The organism is Enterobacter sp. TCD1-1 (genome assembly GCF_020567405.1).
GTDB classification, from domain to species: domain Bacteria; phylum Pseudomonadota; class Gammaproteobacteria; order Enterobacterales; family Enterobacteriaceae; genus Enterobacter; species Enterobacter quasiroggenkampii.
The window spans coordinates 211,257-231,817 of the sequence record NZ_JAJCXF010000003.1; the positions used below are offsets into that span (position 1 = coordinate 211,257).

19 protein-coding genes are annotated in these 20,561 nt (G+C 56.0%); 12 read left to right on the forward strand and 7 right to left on the reverse strand.

What is annotated here, in order from left to right; all coding sequences use genetic code 11:
* The first annotated feature begins 61 nt into the window (after positions 1–61).
* On the forward strand, positions 62–931 hold the full coding sequence (gene robA / locus LJA86_RS15870) for an MDR efflux pump AcrAB transcriptional activator RobA (protein WP_045907752.1): 870 nt from the start codon (positions 62–64) through the stop codon (positions 929–931).
* Here robA and gpmB read toward each other — a convergent pair.
* Positions 928–1,575: a 2,3-diphosphoglycerate-dependent phosphoglycerate mutase GpmB gene (gene gpmB / locus LJA86_RS15875; protein WP_008502057.1), complete on the reverse strand. Its 648-nt coding sequence runs from the start codon at positions 1,573–1,575 to the stop codon at positions 928–930. The two genes, robA and gpmB, sit on opposite strands and share 4 nt — an antisense overlap.
* A 50-nt stretch (positions 1,576–1,625) precedes the next feature.
* Here gpmB and yjjX point away from each other — a divergent pair, with 50 nt between their 5' ends.
* Entirely contained in the window at positions 1,626–2,141 is a 516-nt protein-coding gene (gene yjjX, locus LJA86_RS15880) for an inosine/xanthosine triphosphatase (protein WP_008502058.1), read from the forward strand.
* Here the strand turns inward: yjjX and trpR are convergent.
* Both trpR and sltY read right to left on the reverse strand, forming a co-directional pair.
* Positions 2,138–2,464: a trp operon repressor gene (trpR, locus tag LJA86_RS15885; RefSeq protein ID WP_021240574.1), complete on the reverse strand. Its 327-nt coding sequence runs from the start codon at positions 2,462–2,464 to the stop codon at positions 2,138–2,140. The two genes, yjjX and trpR, sit on opposite strands and share 4 nt — an antisense overlap.
* A gap of 55 nt (positions 2,465–2,519) precedes the next feature.
* The gene (gene sltY, locus LJA86_RS15890; protein WP_045907750.1) at positions 2,520–4,457 is read right to left on the reverse strand and encodes a murein transglycosylase; all 1,938 of its coding nucleotides are present in this window, start codon (positions 4,455–4,457) and stop codon (positions 2,520–2,522) included.
* Between the two features lie 227 nt (positions 4,458–4,684).
* On the opposite strand from sltY, the gene ettA reads away from it, so the two are divergent.
* Positions 4,685–6,352 carry an energy-dependent translational throttle protein EttA gene (gene ettA / locus LJA86_RS15895; protein WP_003856515.1) on the forward strand — a complete coding sequence of 556 codons (1,668 nt, stop codon included), beginning with the start codon at positions 4,685–4,687 and terminating at the stop codon, positions 6,350–6,352.
* Positions 6,353–6,480: 128 nt separating this feature from the next.
* Here ettA and LJA86_RS15900 read toward each other — a convergent pair whose 3' ends face one another.
* Positions 6,481–7,380 carry a LysR family transcriptional regulator gene (locus LJA86_RS15900; protein WP_111964085.1) on the reverse strand — a complete coding sequence of 300 codons (900 nt, stop codon included), beginning with the start codon at positions 7,378–7,380 and terminating at the stop codon, positions 6,481–6,483.
* A 108-nt stretch (positions 7,381–7,488) separates the two neighbouring features.
* On the opposite strand from LJA86_RS15900, the gene LJA86_RS15905 reads away from it, so the two are divergent.
* Positions 7,489–8,490: a zinc-binding alcohol dehydrogenase family protein gene (locus LJA86_RS15905; protein ID WP_048225578.1), complete on the forward strand. Its 1,002-nt coding sequence runs from the start codon at positions 7,489–7,491 to the stop codon at positions 8,488–8,490.
* Between the two features lie 65 nt (positions 8,491–8,555).
* Here the strand turns inward: LJA86_RS15905 and nadR are convergent, their stop codons facing one another.
* From nadR to serB, 3 genes are all read right to left on the reverse strand, one after another.
* Positions 8,556–9,788 carry a multifunctional transcriptional regulator/nicotinamide-nucleotide adenylyltransferase/ribosylnicotinamide kinase NadR gene (gene nadR / locus LJA86_RS15910; RefSeq protein WP_032643997.1) on the reverse strand — a complete coding sequence of 411 codons (1,233 nt, stop codon included), beginning with the start codon at positions 9,786–9,788 and terminating at the stop codon, positions 8,556–8,558.
* Positions 9,789–9,823: 35 nt separating this feature from the next.
* Positions 9,824–11,209: a DNA repair protein RadA gene (gene radA, locus LJA86_RS15915; protein ID WP_023293325.1), complete on the reverse strand. Its 1,386-nt coding sequence runs from the start codon at positions 11,207–11,209 to the stop codon at positions 9,824–9,826.
* Between the two features lie 74 nt (positions 11,210–11,283).
* Entirely contained in the window at positions 11,284–12,252 is a 969-nt protein-coding gene (gene serB / locus LJA86_RS15920; protein WP_008502066.1) for a phosphoserine phosphatase, read from the reverse strand.
* Between the two features lie 117 nt (positions 12,253–12,369).
* On the opposite strand from serB, the gene LJA86_RS15925 reads away from it, so the two are divergent.
* The 8 genes from LJA86_RS15925 to LJA86_RS15960 all read left to right on the forward strand — a co-directional run bounded on the left by LJA86_RS15925 (position 12,370) and on the right by LJA86_RS15960 (position 20,555).
* On the forward strand, positions 12,370–13,014 hold the full coding sequence (locus tag LJA86_RS15925) for a YtjB family periplasmic protein (RefSeq protein WP_048225575.1): 645 nt from the start codon (positions 12,370–12,372) through the stop codon (positions 13,012–13,014).
* Positions 13,015–13,053: 39 nt separating this feature from the next.
* Positions 13,054–14,070: a lipoate--protein ligase LplA gene (lplA, locus tag LJA86_RS15930; RefSeq protein WP_048028573.1), complete on the forward strand. Its 1,017-nt coding sequence runs from the start codon at positions 13,054–13,056 to the stop codon at positions 14,068–14,070.
* A 234-nt stretch (positions 14,071–14,304) separates the two neighbouring features.
* Positions 14,305–15,015: a DUF1120 domain-containing protein gene (locus LJA86_RS15935; RefSeq protein ID WP_045907746.1), complete on the forward strand. Its 711-nt coding sequence runs from the start codon at positions 14,305–14,307 to the stop codon at positions 15,013–15,015.
* 245 nt (positions 15,016–15,260) lie between these two features.
* On the forward strand, positions 15,261–15,977 hold the full coding sequence (locus tag LJA86_RS15940; protein WP_045907745.1) for a DUF1120 domain-containing protein: 717 nt from the start codon (positions 15,261–15,263) through the stop codon (positions 15,975–15,977).
* A gap of 82 nt (positions 15,978–16,059) precedes the next feature.
* Positions 16,060–16,749 carry a fimbria/pilus chaperone family protein gene (locus LJA86_RS15945; RefSeq protein WP_048028575.1) on the forward strand — a complete coding sequence of 230 codons (690 nt, stop codon included), beginning with the start codon at positions 16,060–16,062 and terminating at the stop codon, positions 16,747–16,749.
* Between the two features lie 63 nt (positions 16,750–16,812).
* Positions 16,813–19,179: a fimbrial biogenesis usher protein gene (locus tag LJA86_RS15950; protein ID WP_229226401.1), complete on the forward strand. Its 2,367-nt coding sequence runs from the start codon at positions 16,813–16,815 to the stop codon at positions 19,177–19,179.
* A complete protein-coding gene (locus tag LJA86_RS15955; RefSeq protein ID WP_053073523.1) occupies positions 19,170–19,733 on the forward strand; it encodes a hypothetical protein in 564 nt (187 codons plus the stop codon). Before LJA86_RS15950 ends, LJA86_RS15955 begins: the two co-directional genes overlap by 10 nt.
* Positions 19,734–19,850: 117 nt before the next feature.
* Entirely contained in the window at positions 19,851–20,555 is a 705-nt protein-coding gene (locus LJA86_RS15960; RefSeq protein WP_229226402.1) for a DUF1120 domain-containing protein, read from the forward strand.
* Positions 20,556–20,561 lie beyond the last annotated feature (6 nt).

Genomic DNA, 20,561 nt, shown 5'->3' on the forward strand with positions numbered 1-20,561 from the left:
AAATGCTATTATCCGCTAACCTGTTATCAGGCACCTGCTGTTTTAAGGATGAGGATAGTATATGGATCAGGCTGGAATTATTCGCGACCTGCTCACCTGGCTGGAAGGTCATCTCGACCAGCCTTTGTCACTGGATAATGTGGCGGCTAAAGCAGGCTATTCCAAGTGGCATCTGCAAAGGATGTTCAAGGATGTCACCGGTCATGCTATCGGGGCCTATATTCGCGCACGTCGTTTATCGAAATCTGCTGTGGCTCTGCGCCTGACCGCGCGCCCGATTCTGGATATTGCCCTGCAATATCGTTTCGATTCGCAGCAAACTTTCACCCGCGCCTTTAAAAAACAGTTCTCGTTGACGCCAGCGCTGTATCGTCGCTCGCCTGACTGGAGCTCGTTTGGCATGCGTCCGCCGCTGCGTCTGGGCGAGTTCGCGATGCCGAAGTATGAAATTATTACCTTGCCGGAAACCCATCTGATCGGCACAACGCAGAGCTACTCCTGTTCACTGGAGCAGATTTCCGAGTTCCGTCATCAGATGCGCGTTCAGTTCTGGCGCGACTTCCTGAGCCACGCGCCGGCGATCCCGCCGATCCTGTATGGTCTCAACGAAACGCACCCAAGCCAGGAAAAAGACGACGAGCAGGAGGTGTTCTACACCACCGCGCTGACGCCAGAGATGGCCAATGGCTACATTCAGGGTTCGAAGCCTGTCGTGCTGGAAGGTGGCGAATACGTGATGTTCGCCTATGAAGGGCTGGGAACGGGGGTGCAGGAGTTTATCCTGACCGTTTACGGAACCTGTATGCCGATGCTGAATCTGAATCGCCGTAAAGGTCAGGACATTGAGCTCTATTACCCGGCTCAGGATGCGAAACCGGAAGAAGGCCCTATCAATCTGCGTATGGAATTCTTGATTCCAATACGTCGTTAACGCTGCAGTTCGTCAAGCGCAGGGGCATCAAGATGCGAAATGTCCCCTGCCATCTCCACGACCCAACCTGACGCCAGCCACGCACTTTCCTGATAATCAATTCGGGAAATGGAGCAGTTACGCAGACGCAGACGGCGCTCAGCGTAAGCCGGTAACCCCAGAATGGTGCTCACCAGGCAACCCAACGCAATCCCATGACTCACCAGCAGCGGACGGCTTCCCGCCGGAAGCTTCAGGCATTCCGCCAGGGCGGCATGCATACGTACGCTGAGCTCCTGCATGGATTCGCCCTCAGGAATACGGCCATCTTCGGTACCGTTCACCAGCGTGCGGCGCCAGCCCTCTTCCGTTTCCGTCAGCGTATCGATATGGCGTTTTTCCAGCACGCCCATATCCAGCTCGCGCAGGCGCGGCTCAAGCATGACGTCACAGCCGCAGGCGTCTGCGATGATGCGCGCCGTCTGCTGTGTGCGACCTAAATCGCTGGTAATGACGTGGGTAATGCCCAGCGTTCTGGCACGCTCTGCCACCTGCCACGCTTGCTGCACACCCTTCTCAGTGAGAGGACTGTCTGACTGGCCTTGAATACGTCGCTCGGCGTTCCACTGCGTTTCACCGTGGCGAACAAGGTATACCTGTAACATGCTTTTTTTCCGTTATACTGCGATGAGTTTTTTTTGAATCGAGCTTAATTATGCACCATGTTGTCTCTGCTACCACTAATCCTGCCAAAATTCAGGCAATTCTAAGGGCATTTGACGAGATCTTCGGCGCAGGATCCTGCCATATTGAGGCCATCGGCGTCGAGAGTGGCGTTCCTGAACAGCCGTTTGGCAGCGAGGAAACGCGCGCTGGCGCACGAAATCGCGTGGCAAATGCCAGGGCTGCGGCACCGGATGCGGACTTTTGGGTGGCGATTGAAGCCGGTATCGACGAAGGTGCAACCTTTAGCTGGGTGGTGATCGAAAGTCGTGAACAGCGCGGCGAAGCGCGTTCGGCCACCCTGCCCCTGCCGGAAATCATTCTGGAAAAAGTGCGTGCGGGTGAAGCGCTCGGGCCGGTGATGTCGCAGTACACCGGCATTGATGAGATTGGCCGTAAAGAAGGGGCGATTGGCGTCTTTACCGCCGGTGCGCTGACGCGTTCAGGCGTTTATCACCAGGCGGTGATCCTGGCGTTAAGCCCGTTCCATAACGCGATCTATCGTTAAGCGTTTTTCAACAACACCGCTTCCAGCCACTGACGCAGCTCAACGGGCGCCGACTTCAGGCTGTTCGATCCGCGGGTAATCGTTGCGATGCCCGCGCCGAGCTCATTTTTCAGCTCGCGCTGGCTCATCTCGCCGCGCAGCAGCTCTTCAATGATGCGCACGCGCGTGCCCAGCGCCTCACGCTCGTCCGGCGTGAGCATCAGCTGCATCAGGGGTAAATGCAAATCCTGCTCGTAAGACTGGCGAAGCAACTCCACAAAACGAAGCCACTCCTGATGACGTTGTTCGGCCATTGCCGAGGAATACGGGGAATGCTGGGTCATGTTATGCTGCCTCTTGTACTCTTTAGCGAGTACAGCATAACACAACCCACACCGATCAGTAACGTCTCTGCCACTCGGCATCGCTCATCAGGGTATCTTTCTGCCCCATGAAGTAGCGATAGTAGGCATCATAGGCCAGCACGTTCTTCACGTAGCCGCGCGTTTCCGAGAACGGGATGCTCTCGACAAACGCCACGGCGTCGATGCGTCCGGCGCTGTTGCCGAGCCAGGTGCGCACGCGACCCGGTCCCGCGTTATAGGCCGCCGATGAGAAGATGCGGTTGTTGCCGAACTGCTGATACACATACTGGAGATAACTGGTGCCGATATTGATGTTGGTATCCGGATCGAGAAGCTGTGACGGGCTGCTGTATCCAGGGATGTTAAACATCTTCACCGTGTGCGTCGCCGTGCCCGGCATGATCTGCATCAGGCCGCTGGCGCCCACTGGGGAGCGGACTTTCGGGTTCCAGGCACTCTCCTGACGGGCAATGGCCATCGCGTAGCTTTGCGGAATATCTTTGCCGCGGGTATAGCGCTCGAACAGATTGTTGTACGCCAGCGGGAAACGCTCTTCGAGATGATCCCACAGCTTACCGGCGATCGTCGCCTGCACGCTCAGATCCCACCAGTGGTTATCAAAGGCATAGCGGGCAAGCTGGGCTTTTTCATCGGTGGTGCGGCTGGTCACCAGATTCGCCCATTCGCTGCGCGCGGTGTTATCCATATTCCAGTACATCAGCTCGCGAACGCGCGCCATTTCTGGCCCCTGCGTCAGCGCCGGGTTCGCGTTAGCGGGCGCCTTATCAATGCGGAAGGTGTACTCCTCGCCCAGGCGCTGCGCGGCCGCCATCGGGTAGAACCCGCGTTGCTGCATCAGCGTATGGAGAATCTCTTTGGCTTCATCATCACGACCGCGCTCCATCAGCAGATCGGCCTGCCAGTAGCGCCATTCGTCTTTCTCTTTGGCCTCCATTGGCAACCGCGCGAGCCAGGTATTGAGCCCGCGACGATCGCCCGTACCCAGCGCCATGCGCACGCGGCGCTCCACCAGCGACGTGGAGTTCGAACGCATAATGGCATCGTCTCGCCAGCGCGCCTGCTCGTCGGTCACATCGGTGCCCATTAGTCGCCACGCCACAATATCGCGCAGCTCCTGGGTTTGCTCCTCATTAAGCTGCTGTGCCTGCACCAGCTGCGGGATCATCAGTCGTGCGTTTTCCACATCGTCACGCGCCACGCTGGCAAAAGCCACCGCCGCCATCTGGCGGGTAAAATCGGTCGCGCCCGTACTGCGGGCAAAGGTCAGCACGCTGTTGGGATCGTTTGCCAGCGAGATAACCGCCGTGGAGATCGTCTGGTAATCGGACGGCATCTGCCCCGCCAGCGTGGTCACCAGCCGCGTGTTGCCTGCCTTCATCGCCAGGCGGATGCGCTCAAGGTAGGACAGCGGGTCCTGTTTCCCGGATGCTCGCCACGCGCCGAACAGGGAATCACAGGCGTTCGGCTGATTTTTCCCGGTCAGCCAGAGCTCTTTCGCCCCGGCCCAGGCCTCTTCCTGCTGGCCGGTCGCCCATTTCGCGTAGTAATAGTTACACTGGGCTTCGGTGGTATTCGGCTTTTCTGGGCTAAACGCCAGCAGCCCGCGCCAGTCTTCGCGACGCGCCAGCTCATTCACAAAACGAGACTGGAGATTTCGGGCTGGCGGCAGGGTCGGGTTCGCCTGAATGAAGTTATTCACGGTGACGGTTGGCTGGTTCATGAGATCGTCCGTGATCTGGCGATACTCGAGATACGGATACAGCGGATAATCCTTTAGCGTCGGCATCAGCGCCTGAACGGTATCCATCTGCTTGTTGTCCCACGCCTGTTTAATCTGAGCGTAGCGACTACGTTGCTCATCCAGTGAATCGGCATGCACTGCCTGGCTTACCGCCATTACGCATACGCTGGCAGCCAGCAGACGCCAGACCACCTGTTTGGCTTTTTCCACAAGCTCTTCCTCATTGTTTTTTCGTCAATTGCAGCGTCTTGCCACGTCAAAGTCTAATTAACTTATGCTAACCAGGCATCCTTCAACGCGCCACGTCATGGACACTTTTTTACCTTTCTTGCGCGTTTTAACACTCCCGACGTTCCTGGCTGGGATTAGGGCGGGAAAAAGGCTACACTTCGAGGCTGAAATTCCTTCTCATTACGATAAAAGAGGCGAAGTCCAACGTGGCTCAATTCGTTTATACCATGCATCGTGTCGGCAAAGTTGTCCCGCCGAAACGTCATATTCTTAAAAATATCTCGCTGAGCTTCTTCCCGGGCGCAAAAATCGGTGTTCTGGGTCTCAACGGTGCCGGTAAGTCCACCCTGCTGCGCATCATGGCCGGCATTGATACAGACATCGAAGGTGAAGCCCGTCCGCAGCCTGGCATCAAGATTGGCTACCTGCCGCAGGAACCTCAGCTGAACCCGGAACACACCGTTCGCGAATCCGTTGAAGAAGCGGTATCCGAAGTGGTTAACGCCCTGAAAGGTCTGGATGAAGTGTATGCCAAATACGCCGAGCCGGATGCGGACTTCGATAAGCTGGCCGCACAGCAGGGCAAGTATGAAGAGATCATCCAGGCGCACGACGGTCACAACCTGAACGTGCAGCTGGAGCGCGCGGCTGATGCCCTGCGTCTGCCGGACTGGGATGCAAAAATCGCGAACCTCTCCGGGGGTGAACGCCGCCGCGTGGCGCTGTGCCGCCTGCTGCTGGAAAAACCAGACATGCTGCTGCTCGACGAACCAACTAACCACCTGGATGCGGAATCCGTGGCGTGGCTGGAGCGCTTCCTGCACGACTTCGAAGGCACCGTTGTGGCGATTACCCACGACCGTTACTTCCTCGACAACGTCGCCGGCTGGATCCTGGAGCTGGACCGCGGTGAAGGTATTCCGTGGGAAGGCAACTACTCCTCCTGGCTGGAGCAGAAAGATCAGCGTCTGGCTCAGGAAGCGTCTCAGGAAGCGGCCCGTCGTAAGTCTATCGAGAAAGAGCTGGAGTGGGTGCGTCAGGGCGCGAAAGGCCGTCAGTCTAAGGGCAAAGCCCGTCTGGCACGCTTCGAAGAGCTGAACAACACCGAATACCAGAAACGTAACGAAACCAACGAACTGTTTATTCCACCTGGAGCACGTCTGGGGGATAAAGTGGTTGAAGTGACCAACCTGCGTAAGTCTTACGGCGACCGTGTGCTGATCGACGACCTGACCTTCTCCGTACCGAAAGGTGCTATCGTCGGCATCATCGGTCCGAACGGCGCGGGTAAATCAACTCTGTTCCGCATGATGTCCGGTCAGGAACAGCCAGACAGCGGCTCTATCACCCTGGGTGAGACCGTGAAGCTGGCCTCCGTTGACCAGTTCCGTGACGCGATGGATAACAGCAAAACCGTGTGGGAAGAAGTCTCCGGCGGTCTGGATATCATGCGTATCGGCAACACCGAGATGCCAAGCCGCGCCTACGTTGGTCGCTTTAACTTTAAAGGCACCGACCAGGGCAAACGCGTGGGCGAGCTGTCCGGCGGTGAGCGCGGTCGTCTGCACCTGGCGAAGCTGCTGCAGGTGGGCGGTAACGTTCTGCTGCTCGATGAACCAACAAACGACCTGGATATCGAAACCCTGCGCGCGCTGGAAAACGCCCTGCTGGAGTTCCCGGGCTGCGCGATGGTTATCTCGCACGACCGCTGGTTCCTGGACCGTATCGCGACCCACATCCTGGACTACCAGGACGAAGGTAAGGTGGAGTTCTTCGAAGGTAACTTCACCGAATACGAAGAGTACAAGAAACGCACGCTGGGCGCCGACGCGCTGGAGCCGAAGCGTATTAAGTACAAGCGTATTGCGAAATAAAAGCAAAACGGCAACTTCGGTTGCCGTTTTTTATGGTTGTTCCCTCTCCCTGTGGGAGAGGGCCAGGGTGAGGGCATCAGGCCGCACAGTGTGTAGGCCGGGTAAGGCGAAGCCGCCACCCGGCTTTTTTATTTGCCCACGTAATACCGCTTCACCTCGTCAAACTGCATCGCAAACTCGATATAGCTCATCAGCGCGGGCGAATTCAGCTTGCGGCTCGGGTAGGCCAGCCAGAGGTCGTTGCCTTCAACGTTCCACTCCGGCAGCACCTGCACCAGCGCGCCCTTTTCAACCTTATCTTCCAGCAAAAATGCAGGAAGCAGCGTGATCCCCGCCCCGGCCATCGCGCACTCGCGGGCGTACACCAGATTATCGGTCATGTGCGCGTTATCCGGCAGGTAGCGGTAATCCTCATTCTCGCTTCGCAGAAGCCACTCCGACCAGGCTCTGTGCGTAATGCTGCGGTGCTCCACCAGTTGACGGGGATGCGTTAGCGGCGCACGGCGCGCCAGATAGTCCGGCGAGGCCAGCATGTAGCGCGGACAATGCCCGATCATTCGGCCAATCAGGGAGGAGTCCTGCGGCTTGCCGGTACGCAGCGCCACATCAAAGCCGGACTCGACCAGATCCACCACATCATCAGAGATCGACACGTCCAGCGAAACCTCAGGATAGCGAAGCTGGAACTCGGCATTCATATGCGCCAGCAGCGTCGCGCCTATCCCAGCCGGGCAGGTGATGCGCAGCCGCCCGCTCGGGTTTTCGCGCAGGCGCTGAATGGCATACTCCGCCCGCTCGCTGGCCGCCAGCATTTCGCGGCAGTGCACCAGATAGTGCTCGCCTGCAAACGTCAGGTTCAGCCTGCGGGTGGTGCGGTTCAGCAGGCGGATACCCACCTGCTGCTCCAGCTGGCTAATTCGCTGGCTGACGCTGGATTTCGGCAGTTCGGCTTTCTGGGCTGCCGCGGTAAAGCTGCCCATCTCCGCCACCAGCGCGAAAAGCGCCATATCCTGCAGCTGTTTAAACATGATTGTTCATCCTGTACGAACGCTGAGTTCTTCATTGTCCATCTTATCATGCAGCTGGCCACTTAATAGACTAGCCTCAACAAAACGCATGCCATTGAGGAGCACACCATGTCAGTTAAAGCCATTGCCGTGAACCCGGAAAATCCGTCCACCTTCATTGAAATCACCCCACCGATGCCACAGCCCGGCGAGCACGATCTGCTGGTGGAGGTGAAGGCCGTCTCCGTTAACCCGGTCGATACCAAAGTCCACGCGGGCATTGCCAAAAACGGGCTGAAAGAGCCGCGCGTGCTCGGCTGGGATGCCAGCGGGATCGTCAAAGCCGCTGGCGCTGGCGTCACCGGATTCAAACCGGGAGATGAGGTGTGGTATGCAGGGGACATCACCCGCCCGGGCAGCAATACCACACACCAGCTGATCGACGCGCGCATTGTCGGGCACAAACCGACAAGCCTCGGCTGGGCGGCTGCCGCTGCGCTACCGTTGACCGCGCTCACCGCGTGGGAGGGACTGTTTGAACGGCTGAATATTCAGGATGCCGGTACGGACAAAACCCTGCTGATCATCGGTGGTGCGGGCGGCGTGGGATCGCTGGCGATCCCGTTTGCGAAGCACAACAGCAAGGTAAAGGTCATCGCAACGGCGTCCCGTGAAGATTCCGCCCAGTGGTGCCGCGATCGCGGTGCAGATGTGGTGGTGAACTACCGCGATCTGAAAGGCGAACTGGCGAAGCACGGGCTGAACTTTGTGGATTACATTTTCATCCTCAACGATACCGACGGACACTGGGAGGCGGTCAGCGAACTGATTGCGCCGCAGGGGCATATCTGTTCTATCGTTGAGAATGAACACCCGCTGAACCAGGACAAGCTGAAGTCGAAATCCGCCGCGCTGCACTGGGAATTTATGTACACCCGCAGCATGTACCAGACCGCGGATATGGCGCGTCAGGGTGAGATCCTCAATGAGGTGGCGAAGCTGGTGGATAACGGCGTGGTGGAAAGCTCACTGAGTGAAACGCTGCACGGGCTGAGCGTGGAAAGCATTACGGAGGCGCACCGTAAAGTGCTGGAGGGGCATATGCGGGGGAAAGTGGTGATTGAGTTCTGAGTGGCTTGTTCCCCCTCACCCTAACCCTCTCCCCATAGGGGAGAGGGGATAGCACGGAGCCGTCTTTAACCCTGCTCCCCCATCATCTCCTTCACCAGCTCGACGCAGCGCAGGAAACGGGAGTCGTAATCCGACTCTTCCACGTGCACAAACTCAACGTTGTTTTCGTTGAGCATATCCACCAGCATGGTCTGGAATTCACGCCTGTCGACGGAGCTGCCGAGGCTGCGCATGCCGTCGGCCACCCACGGGGTGTTGTTTTCCAGCAGGATCACCAGGTCAAAGCGATATTCGTCAATCAGCGCCTGCACGAACGGATGTTCACGCCCTTCGTACTTTTTGCAGAACGCCTGGGTGGTGACAAAATCGGTATCGATAAACGCCACCTTGTTGGCGTATTTCACCGCGAAATCAATGTACTGGGCATGACCGAGCGCGATTTTGTCGTAGTCGGAATACTGCAGCGCCATCTCATCGCCGCCCAGATGGGAAAAGACATAGTCGCGCCCGTACTCCCACGCGCTGGTGGTATTGAAGATATTCGCCAGCTTGTTGACCAGCGTTGACTTACCGCTCGACTCACCACCCAGGATGGCGACGGTGCGCACAAAGAACGGCTTCACCTCGGTTGGGATGTAGTCCCAGTAGCGGAACGGGTTTTCGCGGATCTGCGCCCCGCTGATGTTCATGAAGGTGCGTTTCGGGTCGATCAGCACCGTCTCAATGCCCAGATGCTCGCGGAACTGCGGCGCGTCGGACTCTTCAGAGGTGTAGATCCAGTTAGGCGCAATGCCCTTCTCTTCCATAAACGCTTTGATGCCGTTGCTCCACACGTCCCAGCCGTGCGGGTACGGCTCCATGCCCTCTTCGTTGAAGGCATGAATGCGAATGTTTTTCTGGTACTTGAAGGTCTGGAGCAGCCAGCGCAGGCGGTCCGGCACGGTCGGCTGCTGCGACATGGCGCTGTCTTCAAACAGCTGGCGATCGCGGGTTTCGTCGTATCCCATGATGATGTGCAGCTCATCCACCTGGCTGCAGGCGCGCTGGATCAGATAGATATGCCCGGTATGCAGCGGGTAAAACTTGCCGAACACCACGCCGATGTTCTTTTGCATACGCGGGAATTCCAGCCCCAGAAAGCGGTGCAGCGCTTCCAGCTTCTGCGCGCTGGGGCTTTTGATTTTGGCGTTCAGCAGTTGGCTCAGGTAGCCTTTGGTCATGCCGCTGGCGTCTGCCACCTGCTGCAGCGTGCAGCCCTTCTGGCGGATAGCGGTCTTGATGTAGTCAAATGATGACATAAATTACGGTGCCTCCTGCAAAATCGAATACGTAATTATAAGTCGTCAAAGACATTTAACGCATCTGCGAGTTTCTTCACGCCAAAAACCTGCATCCCTTCCGGGATTTTTTTCGGCACGTTTGCAGCCGGAACGATCGCGCGACGGAAACCGTGTTTTGCCGCCTCGGAGATTCGCTCCTGCCCGCTCGGCACCGGACGGATTTCCCCGGCCAGCCCCACCTCGCCGAAGACGACCAGATCCTGCGGCAGCGGTCTGTCGCGCAGGCTGGAGACCATCGCCAGCAGCAGCGCCAGGTCTGCGCTGGTCTCAGTGACTTTGACGCCGCCGACCACGTTCACGAAGACGTCCTGATCCGCCATCTGCAGCCCGCCGTGACGGTGCAGCACCGCCAGCAGGATCGCCAGACGGTTCTGTTCCAGACCAACCGCTACGCGCCGCGGGTTGCCCATCATCGAGTGATCGACCAGCGCCTGAATTTCGACGAGCAGCGGGCGCGTCCCTTCCCACAGCACCATCACCGAGCTGCCGGAGGTGATCTCATCGCCACGGCTCAGGAAGATGGCCGACGGGTTGCTGACTTCGCGCAGCCCCTGCTCGGTCATGGCAAACACGCCTAACTCGTTCACCGCACCAAAGCGGTTTTTATGGCTGCGCAGGGTGCGGAAGCGGGAATCCGCGTCGCCGTCGAGCATCACGGAGCAGTCGATACAGTGTTCGAGCACCTTCGGCCCCGCCAGCGAGCCATCTTTGGTCACATGGCCCACCATCACAATCGCCACGCCGCGTGTTTTAGCAAAGCGCGTCAGGTAGGCCGCGGTTTCACGGACCTGCGCGACGCTGCCCGGCGAGGACTGGATGTCCGCCATGTGCATCACCTGGATGGAGTCGATCACCATCAGCTTCGGCTGCTCTTCTTCGGCGATCATGCAGATCTGCTCGATGCTGGTTTCCGACAGCATGTTCAGGTTGCCGGTCGGCAGGCCCAGACGGTGCGCGCGCATCGCCACCTGCTGCAGGGACTCTTCCCCCGTGACGTACAGGGTTTTCATCTGTTCGGCGAGCTTGCAGAGCGTTTGCAGCAGCAGGGTTGACTTGCCCGCGCCCGGGTTACCACCGATAAGAATCGCGCTGCCCGGCACCACGCCACCGCCGAGCACGCGATCGAACTCTTTAAACCCGGTGGAGAAGCGCGGCAGCTCTTCGAGGCTGATGTCCGAGAGCTTCTGGACTTTCGCTACGCCCGCATTGCCCGCGTAGCCGCTCAGGCGCTCGTTGCGCGCCACGCTCGGCGAAGCCGCCACACCACGCACTTCGGTGATGGTGTTCCAGGCATGACAGGCGCTGCATTGCCCCTGCCAGCGCGGATAATCCGCACCACATTCATTACAGACAAATGCGCGTTTTGGAGCTTTCGCCACGGTTTACCTCGTTATTTCTCTGCGGCCTGCGTGCCGGGTGGCGCTTACGCTTACCCGGCCTACAAAGCAGACCGTTATTTCTGATTAAGGCTGCCGGAGAGAATGCAGAACACCCCCATCAGGTCAGCGTGACGGATAGTCACTTCCGTCTTTTCATTCACTTTTGGCTTGGCATGGTAGGCAATGCCCAGGCCGGCCGCTTTGATCATCGGCAGGTCGTTCGCGCCGTCCCCGATGGCGACGGTCTGGACAACCGGAATTTCATATTTTTCCGCCAGACGCGTCAGCGTATTGGCTTTGTACTGGGCATCCACAATATCGCCGATCACCTGGCCGGTCAGCTTGCCGTCCATGATCTCCAGCTCATTGGCCACCACGGTGGTCAGATGCAGTTTTTCCCGCAGATAATCCGCGAAGAAGGTGAAGCCACCGGAGGCGATCGCCACCTTCCAGCCGAGGGACTGCAGCTTCAGCACCAGCTGCGTCAGCCCGGGCATCAGCGGCAGCACATCGCGCACCTGGCGCAGAATGTTGGCATCGGCCCCTTTCAGGGTCGCCACGCGCTGTCTCAGGCTGGCGGTGAAATCCAGCTCGCCGCGCATCGCACGCTCGGTGACTTCCGCCACCAGCTCACCGCTGCCCGCCAGCTTCGCAATTTCGTCAATACACTCGATCTGAATGGCGGTAGAGTCCATGTCCATGACCAGCAGGCCGGGCGTTTTCAGGTGCGGAATTTTCCCCAGCGGCGCGACGTCCAGCCCGGCGTCATGAGCCAGGCGCGTGGCGCGCTGCGTCAGAGAGCCCGCCAGTCGAATGACCTGGTAGTCTTCCACGCACCAGGCGGCGACGATGACCATCGCGGCCCCCAGTTTGGTTTGATACTGGGTCAGGCGTTGCTTATCCAGACCGCGTCCGTACAGTAGCCAGCCGCTACGACCGGCGTGGTAATCCAGAGGCATCACCTCATCGCCACTTAAAGAGAGCGGCAATCCTGGCCATAAAGAGACATCCGTTGGCAGGTCACACCAGGTAATGTTCGGCATTAAAGCTCCTGTAATTTCGTTCGCGCCGGAAGGTTGCAGAGGGAAAATAACGCATGAGGCTACCCTGTAACCATCACTTCTGGCAACATTAAGCCGTAAATTTTCAGCAGGTGGAATATGGCTCGCGCAAAACTGAAATTCCGGCTCCATCGCGCCGTGATTGTCCTTTCCTGTCTCGCACTCTTAGTGGTGCTGATGCAAGGGGCATCGTGGTTTAGCCAGAATCATCAACGGCAACGCAACCCGCAGTTTGAAGAGCTGGCCCGCACGCTGGCACGCCAGGTGACGCTCAACGTCGCGCCGTCCATGCGAACCGAAACGCCGGACGAGAAGCGGATAGGCCAGGTTTTACGCCTGCTGACGGAGAACAGCCGCATTCTTGATGCGGGCGTCTATGATGAGCAAGGCAACCTGATTGCCCGCGCGGGCGAACATGTCGACGTGCGCGACAGGCTGGCGCTGGACGGCAAGAAAGCCGGCGGCTACTTCAACCAACAGCTTGTTGAACCTATTCAGGGCAAGAATGGCCCTCTGGGGTATCTGCGCCTGACGCTCGACACCCATACTCTTCCGACTGAAGCCAAGCAGGTCGATAATACCACCAACATTCTGCGCCTGATGCTGCTGCTTTCACTCGCCATTGGCGTTGTGCTGGCGCGCACCCTGCTTCGCGGCAAACGCACGCGCTGGCAGCAATCCCCGTTCCTGCTGACCGCCAGCCGGTCGGTCCCCGAAGACGAAGAGAGCGAGAAGAAAGAATAGTGATAAAGTAGGCGAACGATTCAGAAAAGGAACTTTGCCATGACGACGTTACGCCTGCTTATCTCTGACTCTTACGATCCCTGGTTTAATCTCGCGGTGGAAGAGTGCATCTTCCGCCAGATGCCTGCCACCCAGCGCGTCCTCTTTCTCTGGCGTAACGCCGATACGGTGGTCATTGGTCGTGCGCAAAATCCGTGGAAAGAGTGCAACACCCGGCGCATGGAAGAAGACAACGTCCGCCTGGCGCGCCGGAGCAGCGGCGGCGGTGCGGTGTTCCACGATCTTGGCAATACCTGCTTTACCTTTATGGCGGGAAAACCGGAATACGACAAAACCATCTCAACATCCATCGTCCTCAACGCGCTCAATGCGCTCGGCGTGACGGCTGAAGCCTCGGGACGCAACGATCTGGTGGTCAAAACGCCCGACGGTGACCGCAAGGTCTCCGGCTCTGCCTACCGTGAAACGATGGATCGCGGCTTCCACCACGGCACCCTGCTGCTGAATGCCGATCTGAGCCGTCTGGCGAACTACCTTAATCCTGATAAGAAAAAGTTACAGGCTAAGGGCATTACGTCCGTACGCGGGCGCGTGGCGAATCTGGTGGAACTGCTGCCCGGGATTACTCACGAGCAGATTTGCGATGCGATCCGTGACGCTTTCTTTGAACATTACGGTGAGCAGGTAGAAGCCGAAGTGATCTCCCCGGACAAAACGCCGGACCTGCCCAACTTCGCCGACACCTTCGCCCGCCAGAGCAGCTGGGAGTGGAACTTCGGTCAGGCCCCTGCCTTTTCCCATCTGCTGGACGAACGTTTTACCTGGGGCGGCGTGGAATTGCACTTTGACGTCGAGAAGGGCCACATTACCCGCACGCAGGTCTTTACGGATAGTCTCAATCCGGCACCGTTAGAGGCGCTGGCCGCGCGTCTGCAGGGCTGTTTGTATCGGGCGGATATGTTGCAGCAGGAGTGTGATGCGCTGATCGGCGATTTTCCGCAACAAGAAAGGGAATTGCGGGAATTATCGGCCTGGATCGCCCAGGCTATAAAATAACCCGGATAAAAAGCGGTGAATAAATGCACCGCTTTTTTATTATTCGCTTCCCTCTACATGTAAATACATGCACAAATGTATTTACCCGCATTAATATTTCTCAAAACAAAAATTAGAATTAATCATTATAGAATTAACATTAACCATTAATAGAATCCTCGCGCTTGCAACACTGCAAGTTAATGACTTCATGATAATTAATACAATTATTCAATTATTGGTTAAGGAATAACAATGAAAAAAGTTCTTCTTGCAACACTGATTGCAATGACGTCCACGGCAGCGCTGGCAGACGGCAGCATCGTGATGAAGGTTCAGGGTAAAATGAACCATGCTTCTTGCACCCCTGAATTAAGCAACGGCGGTTCTATTGATTTTGGGACTATCGCGCTGGATCAGCTCTCTCCAACCCAGACCAACCAGATGGGCCAGAAAGACATGTCTCTGACCATCAACTGCCCGTCTGCAACCAAAGTTGCCTGGAGTATTGCCGATAACAAAGAAGACTCCAATGCGGCAAACGATCTGAGCTCCAGCGAGTTTTATATTCGTGATGCTAAAGACAATGGCGGCGACGTGTATGGTGCAGGCACCACCTATGGCGTGGGCACCACTGCCGCTGGCGACAAAATTGGTGCGTATGCGATCAGCACCCGCGTCAATGAAATCACGGCTAACGGCATGCCTGCCCAGGCTATCTATGCCCCTGCCTACGTGAACAGCAAAGGCGAATACATGTGGCGCAACCTGGCGTCTGGCGTTATCGCTAACGGTAACGCGGAAATTATGACCGCAACCAAGCCTGGCTATACCGCACCGCTGGCCATCACCAACGTGGTTTATCCGTTCAAAGTGTCTCTGGCGATTGTTAACACTAACCGCCTGTCCACCACGGATGAAGCTCAGCTGAGCGGCGAAACCACCATCACGCTGGTTTACCTGTAATCATTGACGATTGGTCACTATCACGGCGGAGTATTCCGCCGTTTTCATTTAAATAAATACATTCATAAATGTTTAAATGAGCCTTATTAAATCTCAAAGCACGTGTAAGTAAAACTAATTATTGAATTACTTAAATCATTACTAAAATCGGCGCTGCTTGTCATGCCGATACTTATCGATTTGCAAGTCATTTTTAAATTAAAAATATCTGAGTTATTAACTCTTTCTATGGTTAAGGAATAACAATGAAAAAGCTCCTTCTCGCTACCGTTTTATCAATGGCAGCGACTGCGGTCTATGCTGAACCGACTGCAATGCTGAAAGTTCAGGGAACGCTGACCAGCGCTGGTTGCGTGCCTGAAATCAGCAACGGCGGTCTGGCCGATTTCGGCGAAGTGGGTCTGGATTCGCTTTCCTCCTCCGCGGCCTACCAGGCTGGCCATAAAGATGTGACATTCACCATCAAATGCCAGTCGGCTACCCGCGTAGGCTGGACGATCAAAGATGACCGTGCAGATTCAAATGCCGGTAAGAATAAAACATCAAGCGAGTTCCACGTGGATAACGGCACGGCGAACGGTGCTCAGGCATCCGGTAACTACCAGTTGAACGGCGTGGGTAAAACCAGCGCAGGGGAAAACATCGGTGCCTATTCCGTTGCGACCTATCTGACTTCCGTCACCGCAGACGGCGCAACGGCTCAGCCTATTGCCGCGTCTATGTACACCGGCGGCGCCATCAGCAGCAGAAGCTGGGTCAACATGTGGACCAGCGGCATCATCATGAACGACGGTACCGACGTGATGACCGTTGCCAAAACGGGTGAACGTGCGCCAATGGCCTTCACCACTGCAGCTTTCCCACTGAAAATCGCCCTGGCTATCGCGCCAAGCAAAGATCTGACCCTGACCGACAAAACCGATCTCGACGGCCAGTCCACTATTACGCTGGTTTATCTGTAATTCAGCATGTTGCCGCAAAACTCTCCATTTCGATGGGGAGTTTTTTACTACCGTTAACCACGAAAAAATCATGACCAGAATAATGAAAACTTCATCCCTGTTTTCCGTCCTTTTATTCGCGCTTCCCACCACGCTGTTCGCCGCAGGCATGGTACCTGAAACCACGCTGCTGATGATTGATGAAGCCAACCACGGCGGCGTAATGAGCGTCAAAAATACCGACACCATACCGACTCTGCTCTACACCTCTATCAACGATATCGAAGGGGAAAATGGCGTAAAGCTCAACGTCACCCAGCCGGTTGTTCGTCTGGAACCAGGCCAGGAACAGCAGGTGCGTTTTATTCTTGAAACCGATAAACCTCTCACGGTCGAACACTATAAGCGCGTGATCTTCGAAGGCATTCCGCCGAAGAGCAAAGATAAAAACGTGAAGGTGGGGATTAACCTTCGCCAGGATCTGCCGGTACTGATCCATCCGAAAAGTCTGCCTGTCGTCACCGACGCGTGGAAGTTACTGACCTGGTCGCTGGAAGGAAAAGAGGTTGTGGTGCGCAATACCTCCCCTTACGTCGTGCGCTTCTCAACCGCCATTACCCTACTTCCATCTCGAGCAACCGGGCTGGTCAACAAGACCTTTATCCTGCCGGGTGAAACCATGAAAGTGCAGATGGACAAGCCGATGGGTAGCGCCGATAACGCAGTAGAGTTCAGCCCCGCGAGCCGCTACGGGATTGAAGTGGATAACTACACAGCCCCCCTTAAACGCTAAAACGACAGGGATGCTTTGGTGACTGAGCTATCATTGCGCAACAGGATGCGCCGAGCGGCAGTAGTGGCAGCATTACTGCCGTCTTCCGCGCTGCATGCGTCCGATGTGGACTTTAACACGGATATTCTGGCGACACGTGGCATCAGTACCAACCTCGCCCACTATTTCTCTGAAGCTCAACGCTATCTGCCTGGCAAGCATGCCGTGCAGGTAAAAATAAACGGCATTGAAAAGGGCAGTCTTGCCGTCAAGATTGGGGACGAAGGGCAGCTCTGCGTTGATGATGATTTCATCAGCGCCGTGGGGCTTTTACCGCTAAATATCAGCGAAAAAGAGACGTGTCATGACCTGCTCAAAGACTACCCTTCAGCCACGATCAAGCTCATGCCCAACACCGAGTCACTGGAGATCTTCGTTCCGGCAGAAGCCATGGATAACGGGTTCTATGCCGCCAGGTTTTACTCTCACGGCGGCGTTGCGGGCCTCATTAACTACAACGCTTTCACCAACTACAACGAATATGGCAGCGGTGGCAACAGCACGTTTTCACAGGGAAATATCGGCACCGGTATTAACATTGCAAACTGGACGCTGCGCAGTAACTACATCCTGACGGACGATAACGGCACCCGCAGCGCCGAGAATCTTTACACCTACGCTGAGCACGTTTTTGAAGAGAAAAAAATGCGTGCGCAGGTCGGTCAAATCAATATCAACTCCGCCCTGTTTAGCGGCGCGCAAATTACCGGCGTCCAGCTCATGCCTGAAACCGGTCTTCAGCCCAATATTCAGGTCACTGAAGTCTCCGGTATTGCCCGTACAAACCAGGCTCGCGTAGAAGTTCGTCAGTCCGGTCAGGTTATCTATTCTTCGCTGATCAATGCCGGTCCCTTCACGCTGCCGGACGTACCGGTTTTGCGCAGCAATGTCGACCTGGATGTCAGCGTCATTGAAACCGATGGCTCAACAACCCATTTCACCGTGCCTTCATCAGCCCTCAACGTCATCGGGAGCAACCGTGCCGAGGGGTTAAATCTGGCACTTGGTCAGGTTCGCGACAGTGGCGATGAAAAGAATTCCCCCTGGGTGTTCACCGTGTCTGACGGTACGAGCCTGACTACACGCCTGACTGCCGTTGCGGCAAGCGTGCTGGCCGAGAAATACCAGTCTACCGGTGCAAAGCTCGACTGGTCCGTCAACGAAAACTGGCTCATTTCACCCAGCGTATTGCTGAGTCAGTCCCGCTTTTATGATACGCAGCGGGGCAGCAAGTTTGAGCTCAGCAGCAATATTTTACTCCCCGCGCAGCTGACGCTCGGGCTCAGTGCTTCCCAGTATAACGGCGACTTTCGTGAGCTCACCGAAGCCATGGACGAAGAATCGCAAAGCTATGAAAACGCATGGAATACCAGCCTCAGCTGGAACAACGAATACATCGGCTCCCTCTCTTTACAATACAGCGCGAACTCTGGCGATGAGAGTAGCGGTGACTCACGCTATCTGATGGCCTCGTGGAGCAAAAGCCTGGGGCGTACTTCGCTGTCCGTAAACTGGCAACACGCCATGAGCAATAGCGAAACAGAAAACAGCACCAGCAACAATGACGATCTCTTCTATGTCAGCCTGATTGTCCCTCTGGGCGACGATCGCGTCAGTACCTACATGCGTACTCAGGGTGAAAAGCAAAACTATGGCGTCCAGGACAGCGGTTCTGTCGGCCGAAACCTCAACTACAACATTTCTGCCGATCGCGATAATCAGGACAAAAGTGATTCCTTTAACGGCAATATCACGACCAACCTGCACTATACCCAGCTTGGGCTGTCTGCCGGTCTGAATGACGGAAACCAGCATAACTACAGCGCATCGTTAGGGGGTGGCATTGTCATGCACCGCCATGGCCTCACCTTTGCCCCCTTCCCGGTGAAAGAGACCTTTGGCATCGCAAGGCTAAGTGAGCCGGAAAGCGGGATAGAAATCACCACACCCGATGGCACTGTCTGGACAGATTACTGGGGGCAAGCCGTCGTTCCCGGGCTCAGAGAGTGGCAGAAATCACAAATTGTGATCAATACCAGCTCGCTGCCGCAGGGAATGGATTTATCAAATGGTATCCAGACCGTGTCCGCGGCCTACGGCTCATTTGCACAGGTCGATTTCCAGGTGCTGAATACCCGTCGCGTGATGCTGAAGGTAAAACATGTCAATGGCGGCTGGCTCGAAAAAGGGCTAAGTATCGTGGACAAAGACAGCAACTATATTGTCAGCGTGATGGATAACGGCAGCGTGTTTATTTCCGATGCCTCGACGACGCCGGAGCTGTATGTCGTGGACGACAATATGACGCGTTTATGCCAGATCCACTACACGCTGAATGAAGAGAAAGATAAAGACGCCTATTACGAAAAAGCAGAAGGAACATGCCAGTGAAAATAGTTAACGTGATGCTGAGCGGTCTGACATTATTTTTCGCCTCTCAGGTATTCAGCGAGGAGTGCCAGATGACCCTTTCTCAGCCGACCGTCTCGTTTGGCCGATTCAAACAGGACGATATTGCTGCCTCGCTGAAAAACTGGAATCGCATGCCCGCAAAAGAGGTGATGATCAACGTGTTTTGCCCTCAGCCTCAGTTCATGGCCCTGTTCATGCAGTCCGCATCTGGCGCCAACGGCGGCGTGCTGTTTGGGCAGGAGGGACGGCTGGCGCTGGTCGCGAACAACATGACGGTAGACGGACGCCACTACGATCTCGTCAAAACCACCGACCGGGTAAAATTTACCTCATCAGACAGCCCCAAAGAACACGTTTTCCTGAAAAACAACGACGGCATCATTGCTCGCCAAAACGCGACACCGGTTCAGGGCAAGCAAATGAGCGTAACCATAAAACTTATACCTATCATTAATAATAACCAGCTGCGCAGAATTTCCGATAATACCGACCTGGAAAGCACCCTCGCCTGGGAATTATTAACAAGCGAGTAAAAGAATTCACCTTCGTATTCATTTTTTGGGTGAAGAGTAAGAAGAAAAATAAACCTTTTAAATTATGGATCCGTCCATTCAATTTAATATTCATTACATCTATGTTAAGGATTAACCATGAAAAAGAGTCTCCTTGCCGCCGCACTGGCACTGGCAGCGACCTGTGCTCATGCGGGTGACACAGCGGTACTGAAAGTCAAAGCGTCGCTGACCGGCAATTCCTGTACGCCTGAACTCAGCAACAATGGCGTGATCGATTTCGGTACCGTCCAGGTCGGCGATCTCTCTCAAACCCAGGCAACCCAGTTGGGTGAAAAGAGACTGACACTTACGATCAACTGCCCAACGCCGACTAAAGTGGGCTGGAGCATCGCGGATAACCGCGCAGACACCAACGCCAGCACCGGCAGCAGTTCCAATCTGAAGGTGATGAATGCGACGTCTAACGGTGGCGAGCTGCGCGGCAGCATCTCGACCTTTGGTCTGGGTAAAACGCATGACGGTAAGAACATCGGCGCATACTCAGTGTATACCAGCACCGGTGACGTCACGGCGAATGGCGCAACGGTTGAGCCTATCCGTACTGCGCTGTCTGCAGGTACAAGTATGGGCCGCTGGCAGAAAGCCAATGGTGGCACCATTGCGAACAAAGACCTGGGTCTGATGAGCGTGGCATCTGCCGGTAAAACCGACCCGATGGCGGTGACCAGCGTCTCTTTCCCGCTGAACGTCTCGCTGGCAGTGGAAAACCTGAAGAAGCTGTCTCTGACGGAAGACACCGAGTTTGATGGTCAGGCGACGATCAGCGTCGTGTATCTGTAAGAAGTG